This is a genomic window from Streptomyces sp. TLI_053, assembly GCF_900105395.1.
Taxonomy (GTDB): Bacteria; Actinomycetota; Actinomycetes; order Streptomycetales; family Streptomycetaceae; genus Kitasatospora.
Window position 1 is genome coordinate 8,766,182 of record NZ_LT629775.1, and the last position, 18,662, is coordinate 8,784,843.

Annotated in this window: 11 protein-coding genes; 9 read left to right on the forward strand and 2 right to left on the reverse strand. The window is 73.3% G+C overall.

Annotated elements, in window-relative coordinates; translation table 11 throughout:
• Nucleotides 1–4: 4 nt before the first annotated feature.
• A complete protein-coding gene (locus tag BLU95_RS42700) occupies nt 5–898 on the reverse strand; it encodes a hypothetical protein (protein ID WP_093863768.1) in 894 nt (297 codons plus the stop codon).
• 294 nt (nt 899–1,192) lie between these two features.
• On the opposite strand from BLU95_RS42700, the gene BLU95_RS36525 reads away from it, so the two are divergent.
• The 3 genes from BLU95_RS36525 (at nt 1,193) to BLU95_RS36530 (ending at nt 3,078) form a co-directional block, all read left to right on the forward strand.
• Nucleotides 1,193–1,591, forward strand: coding sequence for an ASCH domain-containing protein (locus BLU95_RS36525; protein ID WP_093863769.1), 399 nt, complete (start codon nt 1,193–1,195; stop codon nt 1,589–1,591).
• Between the two features lie 71 nt (nt 1,592–1,662).
• Nucleotides 1,663–1,839 carry a DUF8730 family Cys-rich protein gene (locus BLU95_RS43125; protein ID WP_173862196.1) on the forward strand — a complete coding sequence of 59 codons (177 nt, stop codon included), beginning with the start codon at nt 1,663–1,665 and terminating at the stop codon, nt 1,837–1,839.
• 174 nt (nt 1,840–2,013) lie between these two features.
• Complete coding sequence (locus BLU95_RS36530) at nt 2,014–3,078, forward strand: hypothetical protein (RefSeq protein WP_231978068.1); 1,065 nt, start codon at nt 2,014–2,016, stop codon at nt 3,076–3,078.
• A gap of 12 nt (nt 3,079–3,090) precedes the next feature.
• Here the strand turns inward: BLU95_RS36530 and BLU95_RS36535 are convergent, their stop codons facing one another.
• A complete protein-coding gene (locus tag BLU95_RS36535; RefSeq protein WP_093863770.1) occupies nt 3,091–3,531 on the reverse strand; it encodes a hypothetical protein in 441 nt (146 codons plus the stop codon).
• A 529-nt stretch (nt 3,532–4,060) separates the two neighbouring features.
• On the opposite strand from BLU95_RS36535, the gene BLU95_RS36540 reads away from it, so the two are divergent.
• The 6 genes from BLU95_RS36540 to BLU95_RS36565 all read left to right on the forward strand — a co-directional run bounded on the left by BLU95_RS36540 (nt 4,061) and on the right by BLU95_RS36565 (nt 18,457).
• On the forward strand, nt 4,061–5,407 hold the full coding sequence (locus BLU95_RS36540) for a discoidin domain-containing protein (RefSeq protein WP_231978069.1): 1,347 nt from the start codon (nt 4,061–4,063) through the stop codon (nt 5,405–5,407).
• A gap of 2 nt (nt 5,408–5,409) precedes the next feature.
• On the forward strand, nt 5,410–6,735 hold the full coding sequence (locus tag BLU95_RS36545; RefSeq protein ID WP_093863772.1) for an MFS transporter: 1,326 nt from the start codon (nt 5,410–5,412) through the stop codon (nt 6,733–6,735).
• A complete protein-coding gene (locus tag BLU95_RS36550) occupies nt 6,732–7,829 on the forward strand; it encodes a TolB-like translocation protein (protein WP_231978070.1) in 1,098 nt (365 codons plus the stop codon). The genes BLU95_RS36545 and BLU95_RS36550 overlap by 4 nt, the downstream gene beginning before the upstream one ends.
• 429 nt (nt 7,830–8,258) lie before the next feature.
• Nucleotides 8,259–12,623, forward strand: coding sequence for a bifunctional nitrate reductase/sulfite reductase flavoprotein subunit alpha (locus BLU95_RS36555; protein WP_093863773.1), 4,365 nt, complete (start codon nt 8,259–8,261; stop codon nt 12,621–12,623).
• 178 nt (nt 12,624–12,801) lie between these two features.
• Entirely contained in the window at nt 12,802–13,815 is a 1,014-nt protein-coding gene (locus BLU95_RS36560) for a LacI family DNA-binding transcriptional regulator (RefSeq protein WP_093863774.1), read from the forward strand.
• Between the two features lie 349 nt (nt 13,816–14,164).
• Nucleotides 14,165–18,457 (forward strand): discoidin domain-containing protein, encoded by a 4,293-nt coding sequence (locus BLU95_RS36565; RefSeq protein ID WP_093863775.1) that lies wholly within the window; start codon nt 14,165–14,167, stop codon nt 18,455–18,457.
• The last annotated feature ends 205 nt before the right edge of the window (nt 18,458–18,662 follow it).

Below are 18,662 nucleotides of genomic sequence, written 5' to 3' on the forward strand. Positions count from 1 at the left end.
GGGCTCAGCGGCCGGAGGTCAGCCAGTCGCGCTGGCGCTTCATCAGCTCGCTGAGCAGTGCCTTGTCCGGGGTACCCTTCACTTCGACGTCGATGATGTACTGCACGTCGCCCTGGCTGGAGATGCCGCTCATCGAGCCGGTGTAGGCCTGCTGCTTGGGCTTGTCGAGGTATCCGTGGGCGGCCGGGTCGCCGGTGATCTCGACCGGGTCGAGGCCGTCCAGGGTGTAGGTGCGGGCGACCTCGGCGGCCCGGGCGGCGGTCGCGAAGCGGAGCAGGGTCACGGTGACCTCGGCCTTGCCGTCCGCCGTGCGGTAGGTGCGGGTGGCGGAGTCCTTGTAGCCGAAGGACTTGAGCGCCTTCATGGCGTCCGCCCCGCCGAGCTGCTCGCCCATGTCCTTCTCGGTCAGCAGCATGCCGTCGGCCGGGCCGTACGACTCGCCGCCCTCGGGGATCGGGAGCAGGAAGTACTGCAGGTCGCCGTCGTGCCGGCCGTTGCTGACCGTGCCCTTGAGGGTGCTCGTCGGCGCGGGCGCGGGCGCCGGCGCGGCCGGGGGAGCGGTGGTCGGCGTGGCGGAGGCCGGGGCGGACGCGCCGGGCGCGGTGCTCGCGGTCCCGCCGGCCGCGGTCGTGGCCGTCGCGGTGGCCGTCGCGGCGGCGACGGCCGGTCGGGGCTCCGGCTTGCCGACGGCGACCGTCACGGTCGCGCTGACCGCCGTCACGGCCAGCAGGCCGACGGTCGCCAGCGCGACGCCGACGGACCGCGGCAGCTTCCGGCCCGGGGCGTCCGGGGTCTCGGTGGGCGGGGACGCCGGGACGGGTGCGCCGGGGACGGTGGGGTCCGGTGCGGACGCCTGCGCCGGGTCGGCTGCGGGCAGCACGTGATCGTGCGCGGACAAGGGGTTCCCCCAGGAAAGAAGCAGAAGGTTTCGCGCGCGGCTCACGGGCACCTGGGCGGCCGTCACGGCCGCACAACACGCGTCTGGCTGGAATTATGAGAGCGGCTCCGTCCCGGTGCCAACAAGATCAATCGCCACACTCCCGCGCAATCGATCACTAAAGCGACACACCGTAACCGAACCGAAATCGACCGTGACCTCCGTGGTCCGGACCCGGGTGCGGGCGCCGGATTCCGGTCGGTCGGCGCCGGACCGGCCGGTCGGCGGGAGTGCCCGACAGAAGGGACGGCCGACATGTGGCCTCGCGTCAACGGCATGCGCTCGATGGAACTCGGCACCCCGGACGGGATCCGCGCCGAGCTGAACTCCCTGGTCCTGGCGGGCCGGAAGACGGCCACCACCGGTCTGCTCGCCGAGTACGCCGAGGAGTCCGAGGAGCTGGAGCTCCCCGGCGAGCGGCTGGCGCTCGTGGACGACGAGGGAGGGTTCGTCGCCGCGATCGAGATCACCGGTGTGGAGGTGACCACCTTCGGCGAGGTGACCTGGGAGCACGCTCGGGCGGAGGGCGAGGGGGACGCCTCGCTCGCGGAGTGGCGCGAAGGGCACCGCGGCTACTGGAGCCGCCTGGGAACCCCTGTCGAGGACGCGACCGCCGTGGTCTGTCTGGCCTTCCGTCTCGTCGAGGACCGGTGACCGAAAAAATACCCCCCCAGGTATCCTGGAGGGGGAGGAAGACCTCCCCACCGGATCAGAGGAGTCCCGAGATGTGTCGACGAACCACGTGCCGCACCTGCGGCAAGGCCGGCTACGCGGGGTGCGGCATGCACGTCGACCAGGTCCTGGCCGGTGTCCCCAAGGCGGCCCGCTGCACCTGCGACCGGAGCACGGGCGGCGGTGGCGGCCTCGGCGGCCTCCTGGCGAAGATCCTGGGCCGCGGCTGAGCCCGGCGGCCCGATGCACGCCACCCGGCCCGGGTGGCGTGCGATCAGGGCTGTTGTGGCAAAAGGGCCTTGGCGCCCGGTGCGACGTGCTACGTTCCGTGGACAGATCGAAAACAGGTGACCCCGGCGGTGCTACCAACACCCCGGGGTCCGGCAACAGGAGCCAGACTCCCGATGCACGTCCATCGTAGCGCCCACGTGCGCAATTTCACCGTGCTGCCCAATGCCCTCCTCCAGTACCGGCGGCTGTCCTACACCGCCCGTGGACTCCTCGCCGACCTCCTCTCCCGGCCCGACGGCTGGCGCGAGGACGGGAGGCACATGGCCGACAGCAGCCCCCAGGGCCGGGGTGCGGTCCGCAAGGCGCTGAAGGAGCTGACCGACGCCGGCTTCTACCGCGTCGAGAAGGTCCGTCTGCCGGACGGCACGATCCGCACCGATTCCCACGTCTACGACACCCCGCAGCTCGGCCTGCCGGGTGCCACCCGTCCGGGCCCCGGTGGAGCGAACGCCGGTGGGGCAGGCGTCCCTGTAGTGAAGAACCGGAGCCAAAGGCCCTCCCTCCCCGACGGCCCCGTCGCGGGCGGGGCGGACGAGGACCGGGCCGTTTGCGCTCTGCCGGACGAGCAGGTCCGCGAGGCGGTCGCCGTGCTGTTCCGCGTGATCCGCCCCGAGCCGCGCCTGCGCCTCGGTGAGGCCGAGGCGCGGGCACTCGCACCCCAGGTCGCCCAGTGGCTGGAACGCGGCGCGACCCGGGAGGACCTCGCTGCCGCCCTGCTGCCCGGCCTTCCCCTCCGGATCCATTCGGCGGTGGCGGTGCTCCGTCACCGCCTGGAGCACAAGGTGCCGCCCGCGCGGACCCCTGCGCGGGCGGCACCGGCCCGGTACGACGAGTGCGCCGAATGCCGGGACCCGATCCCCCGGCCGGGTGTCTGCCGCCGCTGCGCCGGCCACCTGGTCCCGGCGGTCGTCGTGGGCGCCGACGAGGCGTGTACCCGCAGCGGCGCCGCGCGGGCGCGGACCGCACTCCGGGCCGCGAAACCCACGGCCTGTACTGCGCCCGGTGGGCGACCGGTTGCCCACTACGGCTCTGTCGGGCACCCCGGTCGATCTTCGTCGGACGGGCTGCGATCTTCCTTCACGTGTGACGCCCGAGGAGAGGGGGACGGTCCGCCGATGCCCGACAGCACAGCCGCGTTGAAGCCCGGACGCGGGAACGCGGGCCGCAGCACGCCGTAAAGGGGCAACCCCTCACCGGCGCCCGGTGGCCAGGACGACGAGGAACTGGCCGCCGCCCGCCTCGATCCGGGTGGTCACCGGCAGCCCCGGTGTCAGCCGGGAGAACCGGTCGGCCAGCCATTCCGCCGTCTCCTGGGCGTCCTTCCTGGTCGGGCAGCGGCCCACGATCTCGCGGCCCCCCTTGTGCTCCAGTCTCGCGGCAACGGCGATCAGCGGTGCGGGTTCGACCACGAAGAGGCGCTCCGGCCAGGCGATGACCACCTTGACCGCGCCCTTGCGGGTGTTGCACCCGCGGTGCGCGAGCCGCTCGGCGACCTTGGCCTTCCGGTCGGCCGTCCGGCTGTCGACACTGGGCCCCCGCGGGTCGTTCACCGACTTGTCGGGGTCGACCGGTTCGTCGCACACCCAGCATCGCCAGTTGTCGCGTTCGGCCACGTCATCGAGGAGACTCATCCGAGCAGACTAGCCGGAGACTTCGTACCCGGGGGTTCGGTGGGGCTTCACCGGGTGTCCCCGTCGGCCGTCGTCGGACGGGTTGCGGTCCGCTCCCGGACGAGGGAGTCCAGGGCCGCGCGGAGGCGGGCGGCCGCTTCGTCGGCGACGGGCGCCAGCTCGGGCGGCGGCGCGGTTCCGGCCGTGCCGCCCGTGCGTCGTGCTCGTTCCTCTTCTCCACTGTACCCCCGGGGGTATTTTTCCGGACCGGTGCCGGCGGTCGGTCGGCGCACGGCCGGTTGCCCGCACGGCAGTTCGGTGCGCGTCAGGTATTGTCAGTAAACTTTACTTACCACTAGGCTCCCCGACGGCGGCTTGGCGCGGCGCCCGCACCTCCGGGGCGTGACGTGCTCAGCGAGAGCTCTGACCCGGCCGCCGCGGTGGTGCGGGCCGCCGCTCTGCCGGCGCAGCCCGTGCACGGGCTGCGCCGGAGTCCAGCTCTCGCCGTCAATCGAGGTCAGGGAGTCCAGGGATGCGTCCCGAAGTCTCAGTGAGGCCTGTACACATCGGAGTGTTCGCCGCCGTGCTCGTGCTGGTGGCCGGACTACTGCTCGGCTGGTCCGGGCGGGCGGGAGCGGCGGCGGATCCGCTGCTCTCGCGGGGCAAGGCCGCCACGGCCTCGTCCACGGAGAGCTCGTCGTACGCGGCGGGCAAGGCGTTCGACGGCAACACCGGTACCCGGTGGGCGAGCGTGGAGGGGAAGGACCCGCAGTGGCTGCGGGTCGACCTCGGAGCGAACGCCACCGTCACGCGGATCAAGCTGTCCTGGGAGGCCGCCTACGCGAAGGCGTACCGTCTGGAGGTGTCCGCCGACGGCTCGACCTGGACCCAGCTGGCCGAGGAGAAGGCGGGCAACGGCGGGACGGACGAGTGGACCGGCCTGAGCGGGAAGGGCCGCTACGTCCGGATGTACGGGACGGCGCGCGGCACGTCCTACGGCTACTCGCTGCTCGAGATGGAGGTCTACGGGACCACCGGGACCACGCCGACGCCCACGCCCACCGGACCGTCCCCGACCGGGACGACCGCGCCGGGCGGGGCCTTCACCGTCGTCGCGGCGGGCGACATCGCCGCGCAGTGCACCGCCTCGGACAGCGCCTGCGCGCACCCGAAGACCGCGGCCCTCGCCCAGCGGCTCGACCCGAAGTTCTACCTGACGATGGGTGACAACCAGTACGACGACGCCAGGTTGGCCGACTTCAAGGCCTACTACGACAAGACCTGGGGCGCGTTCAAGGCGAAGACCCACCCCGTGCCCGGCAACCATGAGACCTACGACCCGGCCGGCTCCCTCGTCGGCTACAAGTCCTACTTCGGCAGCATCGCCTATCCGCAGGGCAAGAGCTGGTACAGCTTCGACGAGGGCAACTGGCACTTCGTCGCCCTCGACTCCAACGCCTTCGACCAGAGCGCCCAGATCGACTGGCTGAAGGCCGACCTCGCGGCGAACGGCAAGAAGTGCGTCGCCGCCTACTGGCACCACCCGCTGTACTCCTCCGGCGGGCACGGCAACGACCCGGTCTCCCGGCCGGTCTGGCGGATCCTCTACGACGCCAAGGCCGATCTGGTGCTCAACGGGCACGACCACCACTACGAGCGGTTCGCCCCGCAGGACCCGGACGGCAAGGCCACCGCGGACGGGATCGTCGAGATCGTCGGCGGGATGGGCGGCGCCGAGCCCTACCCGATCGAGCAGATCCAGCCGAACAGCCAGAAGCGGATCAGCGGCGAGTACGGGGTGCTGAAGATCGACTTCACCGACTCCGGGTACGGCTGGAGCTACATCGGCACGGACGGCAAGGCCAAGGACACCAGCCCGAACTACAGCTGCCACTGATGATGTACCTGGCCACCACCGGCCGCCGTTCGGACGCACCGCCCCGCCCCGTCGGGGTGGGGCGGCGCGTCCCCGGTACGGTCGTCGCGCTCGGCGCGGTCAGCCTGGTCACCGACATCTCCTCGGAGATGGTCACCGCCGTGCTGCCGCTCTACCTGGTGCTGGGTCTCGGCCTGTCACCCCTCCAGTTCGGCTTCTTCGACGGACTCTTCAACGGCGCCACGGCACTGGTGCGGCTGCTCGGCGGGCGGCTCGCCGACCGCGGCGGCGGCCGCCACCGGACCGTCGCCGGGGCGGGCTACCTGCTCTCGGCCCTCTCCCGGCTCGGCCTGCTGCTGGCGGGCGGTGCGGCCGGCGGGATCGCCGCCGCGATGGCCGCCGACCGGCTCGGCAAGGGTGTGCGCACCGCCCCCCGGGACGCGATGATCACGCTCAGCGCGCCGCCGGAGGCGCTCGGCCGGGCGTTCGGCGTGCACCGGGCGATGGACACCACCGGGGCGCTGCTCGGTCCGCTGGTCGCGTTCCTCGTCCTGTGGGCGACGGCCGACGCCTACGACGCGGTGTTCGTGGTCAGCTTCGCCACCGGGCTGCTCGGCGTGGTGGTGCTGAGGCTGTTCGTCCCCGCCGATCCGGGGGCGCCGGGTCGGCTGCCGAAGCCGAAGCCGACGCCGTCGCCGAAGCCGACACCACCGCCGACGCCGACCACCACGTCGGCGGAGCCCGCCCGGACCGCGGTGCCCGCGAAGCCCGCCCGGACCACGGCACGCGTGCTCGCCGACCCCGCCTTCCGGCGGGTGGTCGTGGCCGCTGCCCTCCTCGGCGCCGCCACCATCGGCGACTCCTTCCTCTACCTGCTGCTCCAGCGCGGCCTCGACCTCCCGGCAGCGCTCTTCCCCCTGCTGCCGCTCGGCTCGGCCGCCTGCTACCTGCTGCTCGCCGTCCCGGCCGGGCGGCTCGCGGACCGGAGCGGGCGGCGGATCCCGTTCCTGCTCGGCCACGGTGCCCTGCTCGCGGCCTACCTCACCCTGCTGGCCCCGGCCGGACCGGTGGTCGCCGTGCTGGTCCTGGTCCTCCTCGGTGTCTTCTACGCCGCCACCGACGGCGTGCTGATGGCCCTGGCCGCGCCCGCGCTGCCGGCCAGGGGCCGGGCGAGCGGGCTCGCCGTCCTGCAGACCGGCCAGGCACTGGCCCGCCTGGTCGGCGCCGCCGGCTTCGGCGCGGCCTGGACGTGGTGGGGGCCGCGCCCGGCCCTGGCCGCGGCCGCCCTCGCCCTGGCCGCCGCCCTCACCGCCGCCTGGCGGATCCTGCCCGGGAGGAAGGCCCGATGACGACACACCCGACGACGACCTCGCACCCGACGGAGCCGGACCCGACACCGGACGCGCCGGACCCGATGCAGCCCGGACCGCCGGCGAGCGGCCCGGCGACGCTCCGGTCGCTCACGTCGCGCCGGCTCCTGCTGATCCTCGCCCTCCTCGTCCTCGTGGGCGGCTCGACCGGCTATGTGCTGCACGCCCGGCAACGTGGCGGCGGGCCGCAACTCGTCGCGGCGGAGGCCTCGTTCACCCTGGAGGAGCCCGGCCTCTACTACCGTGACCTCGCCACCGGCCGGGTCGCCCGCAGCCCGGGTGGCACGGCGGACGGTCCGTCCTGCGCCCGGTTCTACGCGGCGGGGGAGCGGGCGCTGTGCCTGCGGGCCCTGCCGGGCACCCCGGCCCGCACCGAGGCGGTGGTCTACGACCGGCGGTTCACCGAGCTCCGGAGGGTGACCGTCCCCGGAATCCCCAACCGCGCCCGGGTGTCGCCCTCCGGCCAGGTGCTGTCCTGGACCACCTTCGCCGTCGGCGACTCCTACGCCGCCGGCCGGTTCTCGACCCGCACCTCGATCCTGGACCTGCGCACCGGCTACCTGATCAAGTCCGTGGAGGAGATCCCCCTGACGATCGGCGACACCCGCTACCACGCCGCCGACGTCAACTACTGGGGTGTCAACTTCGCGGCCGACGACAACCGCTTCTACGCCACGGTGTCGACGGGCGGCCGCACTCACCTGGTCGAGGGCGACCTCAAGGCCTGGTCGGCCCGCACCCTGCGGGAGAACGTCGAGTGCCCCTCGCTCTCGCCGGACGGTACCCGGATCGCCTTCAAGAAGAAGGTCTCCGCCGACCCGGTCGCCCCCTGGCGCCTCTACGTCCTCGACCTGGCCGACCTCCGTGAGCACCCGCTCGCCGAGACCCGGAGCGTCGACGACCAGGCCGCGTGGCTCGACGACAGCACCCTCGCCTACGCGCTTCCGGCCCACGGGAGCAAGGCCACCGACGTCTGGTCCACGCCCGCCGACGGCAGCGGGACGCCGAGTCTCCTCCTCCCCGGCGCGTCCTCCCCGGTCACCGTGGCGCCGCCGTCACCGGTGTCGCACTGACCGGCCCGCCGCTCCCCGGGGCCCACCCCCGCTCGCTGCCGCGCCCACCCCCGGCGTCCGCGCCCGTCCCCACCCCCAGCGCCCGCGTCCGTTCCCGCGCCCGTTCCCGCCGCCCGGCGGGTCCGGGCGCGGCGGCGTCTTGGCAACGGGCCGCCCGCCGTGTCACTGTGCGGAGGCGGTCGGCCGGTCGGTCGGCCGGGCGGGTCCGCGGGGGTCGGGCACGTCCGGCAGCTCCGGCGGGCGGTGCGGCCGGCCCCGGACTCACCGGGGTGGGGTGCCGGCCGTGCGGCGGGGTTTACGCACGGCGTCCGGGTTCGTGATCTCGTGTTAACGCCGTGTTCCTACGGTGCCGGTGGTGGGCCTCCCACCGTCGGACGGCACGGACCGGCAGGACCGAGGCCGGAGATCGCTACCTGAGAGGGAGCCGTGGTGACGGTACCGGACCCGAACCCCGTCGAGCGTGTTCGCACCGTCTGCTCGTACTGCGGTGTCGGCTGCGGCATGCTGCTCGACGTGGCCGTCGACGGGTCGACGGGCCGGCGCACCGTGGTGAAGTCCTCCGGGGACCGCGACCACCCCGTCAACGCCGGCCGGCTCTGCACCAAGGGCGCCACCACCGCGGACATGCTCGCCGCGCCCGGGCGGCTGACCACCGCGCTGGTGCGGGCCGAGCGGGGAGCCGAACCGGTGGCCGAGGACGTGGACGCGGCGATCAGCGCGACCGCGCGCCGGCTGCGGGCGGTGCTCGACGAGCACGGGCCGGACGCGGTGGCCTTCTACGTCTCCGGCCAGATGACGCTGGAGGCCCAGTACCTGGCCAACAAGCTCGCCAAGGGCTTCGTCCGGACCAGCCGGATCGAGTCCAACTCGCGGCTGTGCATGGCCAGCGCGGGCAGCGGCTACAAGCTGTCGCTGGGCGCGGACGGCCCGCCCGGCTCCTACCGGGACCTCGACCGGGCGGACGTCTTCCTGGTGATCGGCTCCAACATGGCCGACTGCCACCCGATCCTGTTCCTGCGGATGATGGACCGGGTCAAGAAGGCCGGCGCCAAGCTGATCGTCGTCGATCCCCGGCGCACCGCGACCGCCGACAAGGCCGACCTCTTCCTCAGGATCCGGCCCGGTACGGACCTGGCGCTGCTCAACGGACTGCTGCACCTGCTGGTCGAGAACGGCGACACCGACCCGGCCTTCATCGAGGAGTTCACCGAGGGCTGGGAGCAGATGCCCGGCTTCCTGGCCGACTACCCGCCCGCCGAGGTCGCCCGGACCACCGGACTCGCCGAGGAGGACATCCGCGCCGCCGCCCGGCTGATCGGCTCGGCGGCGGAGTGGACTAGCTGCTGGACCATGGGGCTCAACCAGTCCACCCACGGCACCTGGAACACCAACGCCCTGGTCAACCTGCACCTGGCCACCGGAGCGATCTGCCGCCCCGGCAGCGGACCGTTCTCCCTCACCGGCCAGCCCAACGCGATGGGCGGCCGGGAGATGGGCTACATGGGGCCCGGCCTGCCCGGGCAGCGCTCGGTGCTGGACCCGGCGGAACGGGCGTTCACCGAGGAGCTCTGGGGCCTGCCGCCCGGCACGCTGCGCACCGAGGTCGGCCGGGGCACCGTCGAGATGTTCTCGCAGATGGCCGCGGGGGAGATCAAGGCCTGCTGGATCATCTGCACCAATCCGGTCGCCTCCGTCGGCAACCGCAAGACCGTCATCGCCGGGCTGGAGGCCGCCGAACTCGTCATCACCCAGGACGTGTTCGCCGACACCGAGACGAACGCCTACGCCGATGTGGTGCTGCCCGCCGCCCTGTGGGCCGAGACGGAGGGGGTGCTGGTCAACTCCGAGCGCGGCCTCACCCTGGCCCGGCCGGCCGCCGACCCGGCCGGCGGGGCACTGCCGGACTGGCGCATCATCGCCCGGGTGGCCTGCGAGATGGGCTTCGCCGAGGGCTTCGACTACGCGAGCGCGGAGGAGGTGTTCGAGGAGATCAAGCGGGCCTGGAACCCGAAGACCGGCTGGGACCTGCGCGGCGTGAGCTACGCCCGGCTGCGGGACAGCCCCGTGCAGTGGCCGTGCGCCGATCCCGACGGGCCGGACCGCAACCCGGTCCGGTACCTCAACGACGGGGTCAGCCAGACGCTGCTGGAGCGGCCGGACGGAAGCCGGCCGAGGCTGGCCTTCCCCACTCCGTCCGGCCGGGCGGTGTTCTTCGCCCGGCCGCACCTGCCGCCCGCCGAACTGCCGGACCAGGACTACCCGTTCTGCCTCAATACCGGCCGTCTGCAGCACCAGTGGCACACCCTCACCAAGACCGGCCGGGTCGCCGCGCTCAACCGGCTCGATCCCGGCCCGTTCGTCGAGATCCACCCGCAGGACGCGGAGGCGCTCGGGGTGGCGGACGGCGACCGGCTGGAGGTGGCGTCGAGACGAGGGCGGGCCGTGCTGCCGGCGGTGGTCAGCGACCGGGTGCGGCCGGGCGACTGCTTCGCGCCGTTCCACTGGAACGACCTGTTCGGCGAGTACCTCAGCATCAACGCGGTGACCAGTGACGAGGTCGACCCGGTCTCGTTCCAGCCGGAGCTGAAGGTCTGCGCGGTCGCGCTGCGTCCGGTCGCGGCGCCGGTCCCGCCGGAGGCGGCCGCACCGCCGGCCGTCGAGTCCGTCGCGGTGGTGGAGCCGGTCGCGGCTCGGGAACCCGCGTCGGTCGGACCCGTGCCGTCGCAGCTCGCGGCACTGGCCGGGCTGCTGGGCGTCGACTCGGTCGAGGTACCGCGGCTGACGGCCACCGAACGCACCTATCTGGCGGGCTTCCTGGCCGGCGTCCCGTCCGCTCCGGCCGGGGGCACCGGGGTGCCGGTCCTGCCGGCGCAGGCGCCGGTCGACCCCGAGCGGGCGCGGTGGGTCAACGGTGTGCTGGCCGGCGCGTACTCGCGCCTCGCGCCGGGAGCGCCGGGGGCGACGGGTGCACCGGGTACGACGGGTGCACCGTGGCCGGCGGGGGAGTCCGGACCGGCGGAGGGTCCGGAAGCGGTCGGGGCCGTCGGCGCCGACGCCGGTCCCGGTACGGGCGAGGGCGCGGCCGGGCCGGTGCGGGCCGTGACCGTGCTGTGGGCCTCGCAGACGGGCACCGCCGAGCGAATAGCCACCGGGGTCGCCGAGCGCCTGGCCGCCGAGGGCTGGCAGCCGCTGCTGCTCGCCATGGACGAGGCGGGGCCGGGCGCCCTGGTGGCCGGCACGCCGGTGCTGCTGATCACCAGCACCTTCGGCGACGGCGAGGCCCCCGACAACGGTGCCGGCTTCTGGGAGCGGGTGCTCGCCGAGGCGCAGCCGGAGGCGGGCGGACTGCGCTACGCCGTGCTCGCGCTCGGTGATTCGAGCTACAGCGACTTCTGCGGCCACGGACGCCGGCTCGACCAGCGGCTCGGGGAGCTCGGCGCGACCAGGATCGCTCCGCGCGCGGACTGCGAGCCCGACTACCAGGACGCGGCCGACCGGTGGTTGGAGCAGGTGGTGGCCGCGCTGGCCGCCCCGGCGGACCGCACCGCTCCCGCCGATCCCGGCGCCCCGGCGGACCGCACCACCCCGGCCGCTCCCGCCGCTCCGACCGCTGCGGTGCTGCCGCTGCCCCCGAAGGCCGTCCCCGCGCCCCGGACCGGGTACTCCAAGGAGTCGCCCTTCGGGGCCCGGATGACCGGCAACCGGCTGCTCAGCCTGCCCGGCTCCGGCAAGGAGGTCCGGCAGTTCGCCTTCGGCACCGGGGACAGCCTCGGCGGTACCGGCGGCCTGGACTACCGGGCCGGCGACGTCCTGGGCGTCCGGGCGCGGAACTGCCCCGAGCTGGTGGCCGAGTGGCTGGCCGTCACCGGCCTCGACCCGGAGGCGCCCGTCACCGTCCCCGGCGCCGGGGAGCTCCCGTTCGCCGAGGCCCTGGGCGGCCACCTGGAGATCGCCAGGATCACCCCGGACCTGCTCCGCTTCGCCGCCGAACGGTCCGGCGACCGCGTCCTCAAGCGGCTGCTGCGGCCGGACAACACCGGGGAGCTGGCCAAGTGGACCTGGGGCCGGCAGGCCGTCGACGTGGCCGGCGCGCTGGCCGTACGGGCCGGGGCCGCCGACTGGGCGGCGGTGCTGAAGCCCCTCCAGCCCCGGCTGTACTCGATCTCCTCCAGCCCGCTCGTCCACCCGGACGAGATCCGGGTGACCGTCTCGGTGGTCCGCCACCCGAACGGGGCCGGCCGGATCCGCAAGGGCGTTTGCTCCACCTACCTCGCCGACCGCGCGAGCGGCGGTCCGGTGCCGGTCTTCGTCCGGCCCACCGCGAGCTTCCGGCCCCCGGCGGACCCCGCCACCCCGATGATCATGATCGGTCCGGGCACCGGTGTGGCCCCGTTCATCGGCTTCCTGGAGGAGCGCCGGGCCCTCGGCCACACCGGGCCCAACTGGCTGTTCTTCGGCGAGCAGCGGCAGTCGACGGACTTCTACTACCGCGAGGAGCTGGCCGGCTTCCGGGCCTCGGGCCATCTGGACCGCCTGGACCTCGCCTTCTCCCGCGACCAGCGCAACAAGGTCTACGTCCAGGACCGGATGCGCGAGCACGGCCTCGGGCTCTGGGACTGGCTGCGGAACGGCGCCCACCTCTACGTCTGCGGCGACGCGGCCCGGATGGCCAGGGACGTGGACCGTGCCCTGCGCGAGATCGCGCGTACCCACGGCGGACTCGGCGAGGAGGAGGCCGCCGTGCACCTCAAGCAACTGGCCGCCGACAAGCGCTACGTGCGGGACGTCTACTGACCCCGTGCCTCGTCCGCTCGCGGTCGTCCCGACGGGAACGGTCCTGCGGGTCCTGCGGGTCCTGCGGGTCCCGGGAGTCCTGCGAGGCCTGGATGTCCCGCGCGTTCCGCGCATTCCGACGTAAACGGTCTTGCACAATGATGCAAGCCGTTTGCGTTCCTGCTCTAGACTCCCCGTCATGACGCGAAGACTTGCCGAGGTGGCCAAGAAGGTCGGTGTGAGCGAGGCGACGGTCAGCCGTGTGCTCAACGACAAGCCCGGCGTCTCGGACGCGACCCGGGCGGCGGTGCTGACCGCGCTGGACGTGCTCGGCTACGAGCGGCCCACCCAGCTGCGCGGGGAGCGGGCCAGGCTGGTCGGCCTCGTGCTGCCCGAGCTCCAGAACCCGATCTTCCCGGCCTTCGCCGAGGCCGTCGGCGGCGCCCTGTCCGGCCACGGGTTCACCCCGGTGCTCTGCACCCAGACCGCCGGCGGGGTGTCGGAGGCGGACTACGTCGACCTGCTGCTCGCCCAGCAGGTCTCCGGGGTGGTCTTCTTCGGCGGCCTCTACGCGCAGGGCGACGCCCCGCACGACCACTACGCCCGGCTGGCCGAGCGCAGCCTGCCGACGGTGCTGCTGAACGCGGCCGTCGACGACCTCGGCTTCCCCCGGGTCTCCTGCGACGACGCGGTCGCCGTCGAGCAGGCCTTCGGGCACCTGCGGCAGCTGGGGCACCGACGGGTGGGTCTGGTGCTCGGTCCGGCCGACCACGTGCCGTCCCGGCGCAAGCTGGCCGCGGCCGGGGCCGCCGCCGAGCGGCTCGGCCTGGAGCTGCCGGACGACTGCGTCGAGCGGGCGCTGTTCTCCCTGGAGGGCGGGCAGGCCGCGACCACCCGACTGCTGCGCCGCGGGGTCACCGGCGTGGTCTGCGCGAGCGACCCGCTCGCCCTCGGGGCGATCCGGGCGGTGCGGCGCGCCGGGCTCACCGTGCCGCACGACGTCTCGGTGATCGGTTACGACGACTCCTCCTTCATGACCTGCACCGATCCGCCGCTGACCACCGTCCGGCAGCCGATCGACGCGATGGGCAGGGCCGTGGTGGAGCTGCTGGTCGGGGAGATCGGCGGGGTCCGGGTCACCCACGACGAGCTGCTGTTCGAGCCGGAGCTGGTGGTGCGGGGGTCGACCGCGCCGGCGCGCGGGCGCGACTGACACGAGGGCCCGGGCGGGAGCCGGGCGGGGAGCGGGCAGGACCGGGCGCGGGAGCGGGACAGCGGCGGGCACCTTCGGGTGCCCGCCGCATTTTCGTGTACCCACCGTGACCCGGTCCGTTGACATGCCCGTAGCCCCGCTGTAACTGTTGGATGCCACACCGCAAAAGTGCGACAGAACCTTGTCGTTTTTCTGATCGCGCTTTTCTGATCGCGCCCGTCGGGCTCTTCGACGCGGCCAGCTCCGTACAGCCCCGGGCCGCCGCCGAGGACGCCGTCGGCCCGCCCCCCGGCCGGCCCACGCCCGGCCGGTCCACCGGTACCGGTATCGATCAGAGACAGAGGGACTCATGCACCTGACCCGTATCCTCCGACGACTGACGGCAGCGTCGGTCGCGGTGGGGATGCTCCTGCTCGGGGGGCCGGTCGCACCGGTCGCCCACGCGGCGGGCGGCCCCAACCTCGCGGCCGGCCGCACGGTCACCGCCAGCAGTGCCAACGGCCAGTACGTCGCGCGCAACGTCAACGACGGTGACCGGTCCAGCTATTGGGAGAGTGCCGGCAACGCGCTGCCGCAGTGGATCCAGGTCGACCTGGGCAGCGCGCTCAGTGTCGACCAGGTCGTGCTCGAACTCCCGGCCGGCTGGGAGAGCCGCAACGAGACGCTGACCCTGCTCGGCTCCACCGACGGCACCGGCTTCGCCACCGTGGTCGGCTCCGCCGTGCGGACCTTCGACCGGGCCGGCGGCAACGCCGTCCGGCTCGACTTCGGCGCCACCACCGCCCGCTACCTGCGGGTGCAGGTGACGGCCAACGACGTCTGGCCGGCCGCCCAGATCTCCGAGTTCGAGGTCTACGGCACCGCCACCGCCTCCAGTGACCTGCTCCGGGGGCGCCCGCTGACCGCCAGCAGCTCCACCGCGTCCTATCCCGCGGCCAACGCGGGCGACGGCGACCGGTCCAGCTACTGGGAGAGCGCCAACAACGCCTTCCCGCAGTGGATCCAGGGCGACCTGGGGGCGGCCGTCCCGGTGAGCCGGCTGGTGCTGGGCCTGCCCGTCGGCTGGGAGCGCCGCACCCAGACGCTGAAGGTCCAGGGCTCGACCGACGGCAGCGCCTTCACCGACCTGCTGCCCTCGGCGTCCTACACCTTCGACCCGCAGGGCGGGAACACCGCCGGCGTCGACCTGCCGACCGTGACCACCCGGTTCCTGCGGCTGCTGGTCACCGCCAACTCGGTATGGCCCGCCGCACAGTTGGCCTCCTTCGAGGTCTACGGCCCGAAGGGCGGCGACACCCGGGCGCCGAGCGCGCCGACCGGACTGGCGTACAGCCAGGCGGGGCCGGGGCAGATCCGGCTGAGCTGGCTGGCGTCCACCGACGACGTCGGTGTGACCGGCTACGACCTCTACGCGGACGGGCAGTTGCTGACCAGCGTGGGCGGTTCGGTGCTGTCGTACACCGACAGCCGCCCCGACAGCGCCACCGTCTCCTACTACGTGAAGGCCAAGGACGCGGCGGGCAACCAGTCGCCGAACAGCAACACCGTCACCCGCACCGGCCAGGGCGGTGACACCCGGGCGCCGAGCGCGCCGACCGGGCTGGCGTACAGCCAGGCGGGGCCGGGGCAGATCCGGCTGAGCTGGTCGGCGTCCACCGACGACGTCGGTGTGACCGGCTACGACCTCTACGCGGACGGGCAGTTGCTGACCAGCGTGGGCGGTTCGGTGCTGTCGTACACCGACAGCCGCCCCGACAGCGCCACCGTCTCCTACTACGTGAAGGCCAAGGACGCGGCGGGCAACCTCTCGGCCGCGAGCAACACCGTGACCCGGGCCGGCAGCACGGGCGGCACCAACCTGGCGGCGGGCCGCGCCATCACCGCCTCCTCCACCGTCCACACCTTCGTCGCCACCAACGCCAACGACAACGACGTCACCACCTACTGGGAGGGGGCCGGCGGCAGCTACCCGAGCGTGCTCACGGTGGCGCTGGGCGCGAACGCCGACACCGAGGCGGTCGTGCTGAAGCTCGACCCGTCGGCGGCCTGGTCCACCCGGACCCAGACCGTCGAGGTGCTGGGCCGGGAGCAGAGCGCCACGGCCTTCACCTCCCTGGTGGCGCCGAAGTCCTACACCTTCGACCAGCCGGGCGGGAACACCGTCACCGTCCCCGTGAGCGCCAGGGTGGCCGACGTCCAGCTGCGGATCACCGCCAACTCCGGTGCCCCGGCCGGGCAGGTCGCCGAGTTCCAGGTGGTCGGGCGGCCCGCGCCGAATCCGGACCTGGTGGTCACCGGTCTCACCGCGGCCCCGGCCGAACCGCTGGAGAGCGACCCGGTCACACTGTCGGCGACCGTGCGCAACGCCGGGCCCGCCCCCGCCGGACCGAGCGCCGTCACCTTCTACCTGGGCACCGCCAAGGCCGGCACCGCGCAGGTCGGGGCACTGGCCGCCGGCGCCTCCGCCACCGTCTCGGTACAGGCCGCTCCGCAGGCCGCGGGCAGCTACCCGCTCACCGCGAAGGCCGACGAGGCCAACGCCGTGATCGAGCAGGACGAGTCCAACAACAGCTGGACCGCTCCCGCCCCGCTCACCGTCCGCCCCGTCCCGGGCTCGGACCTGCTGGCGGCCCCGGTCGCCTGGTCGCCGTCCAACCCGGCCGCGGGCAACCCGGTGGACTTCACCGTGGCGATCCGCAACCAGGGCAGCAGCGCCTCGGCGGCCGGAGCCCACGGTGTCACGCTGACCGTCACCGACGCCGCCACCGGCGCCGTGGTGAAGACCCTGACCGGGTCGTACACCGGGGTGATCGCTCCGGGCACCACCACCGCCCCGGTCCGGCTCGGCAGTTGGACGGCGGGCAACGGCCGCTACACCGTGCGGACGGTGATCGCGCCGGACGCCGACGAGCCGGCCGTCAAGCAGGGCAACAACACCAGCACGCAGCAGCTCTACGTCGGCCGCGGCGCCAACCTGCCGTTCGACACCTACGAGGCCGAGGACGGCGTGCTGGCCGGCGGCGCGGCCGTGGTCGGGCCCAACCGCACCATCGGCGACCTCGCCGGCGAGGCGTCCGGGCGCCGCGCCGTGACGCTGGACCGCACCGGCGCCTCGGTGGAGTTCACGGCCAAGGCACCGACCAACACTCTGGTCACCCGCTTCTCCATCCCCGACTCGGCCTCCGGCGGCGGCACGGACGCCACCCTGGACGTGTACGTGGACGGCACCTTCCTCAAGTCCGTCGACCTCACCTCCCGGTACGCCTGGCTGTACGGCGCCGAGGCCTCGCCCGGCAACTCGCCCGCCGCGGGCAGCCCCCGGCACATCTACGACGAGGCGAACGTGCTGCTCGGGACGACCGTCCCGGCCGGGGCGAAGATCCGGCTGCAGAAGGACGCCGCCAACACCAGCAGCTACGCGATCGACTTCGTCGGGCTGGAGCAGGCGGTGCAGCAGCCGAACCCGGACCCGGCGAAGTACGCGGTGCCGGCCGGCTTCGGCCACCAGGACGTCCAGGACGCCCTGGACCGGGTGCGGATGGACACCACCGGGACCCTGGTCGGCGTCTACCTGCCCGCCGGCGACTACCGGACGGCGAGCAAGTTCCAGGTGTACGGCAAGCCGGTCAAGGTGATCGGCGCCGGACCGTGGTTCACCCGCTTCCGGGCCCCGGCCGACCAGTCCAACACGGACATCGGCTTCCGCGCCGAGGCGAGCGCCAACGGCTCGACCTTCGCCGGCTTCGCCTACTTCGGCAACTACACCTCGCGGATCGACGGCCCGGGCAAGGTGTTCGACTTCTCCAACGTCTCCGGGATCACCATCGACAACATCTGGGCCGAGCACATGGTCTGCCTGTACTGGGGCGCCAACACGGACTCGATGCGGATCACCAACTCCAGGATCCGCGACACCTTCGCCGACGGCGTCAACATGACCAACGGCTCGACCGACAACCTGGTCTCCAACAACGAGGCCAGGGCGACCGGCGACGACTCCTTCGCGCTGTTCTCGGCGATCGACGCCGGCGGCGCGGACGAGAAGAACAACGTCTACGAGAACCTCACCAGCATCCTCACCTGGCGCGCGGCCGGCATCGCCGTGTACGGCGGTTACGCCAACACCTTCCGCAACATCCACATCGCCGACACCCTCTGCTACGCCGGGGTGACCATCTCCTCGCTGGACTTCGGCTACCCGATGAACGGCTTCGGGACCGACCCGACCAACCTCCAGAACATCTCGATCGTCCGCGCCGGCGGCCACTTCTGGGGCGCGCAGACCTTCCCCGGGATCTGGGTCTTCTCGGCCTCCAAGAAGCTGCAGGGGATCCGGGTCAGCGACGTGGACATCGTCGACCCCACCTACAGCGGCATCATGTTCCAGACCAACTACAGCGGCGGACAGCCGCAGAACCCGGTCACCGACACGGTGTTCACCAACATCGCGATCAGCGGGGCCCGGCGCAGCGGTGACGCCTTCGACGCGAAGTCCGGTTTCGGCGTCTGGGCCAATGAGCTGCCCGAGCCCGGGCAGGGCCCGGCGGTCGGTGAGGTGACGTTCAATCACCTCACGATGAACGGCAACGCGGTCGACATCCGCAACACGACCCCCGGCTTCCGGATCATCGTCAACCCGTAGGACCCGTCACCCGTTCAGGACCCGTCGTCCACGGTCCGGGCAGGGCGGGCGCCCCGGTGCGCCCGCCCTGCCCGGGCTGCCCGCGTGCGGCTCGCACGGTCTTCTGCCCGCCCCCTTCTGCCCGCTCCCGGTCTCCGCAAGCCATCTGTCAGAAGTTTGCGAGTTTGCGTCGAGATATTGCGGACGGCGCTTGCGGACTGCTTAA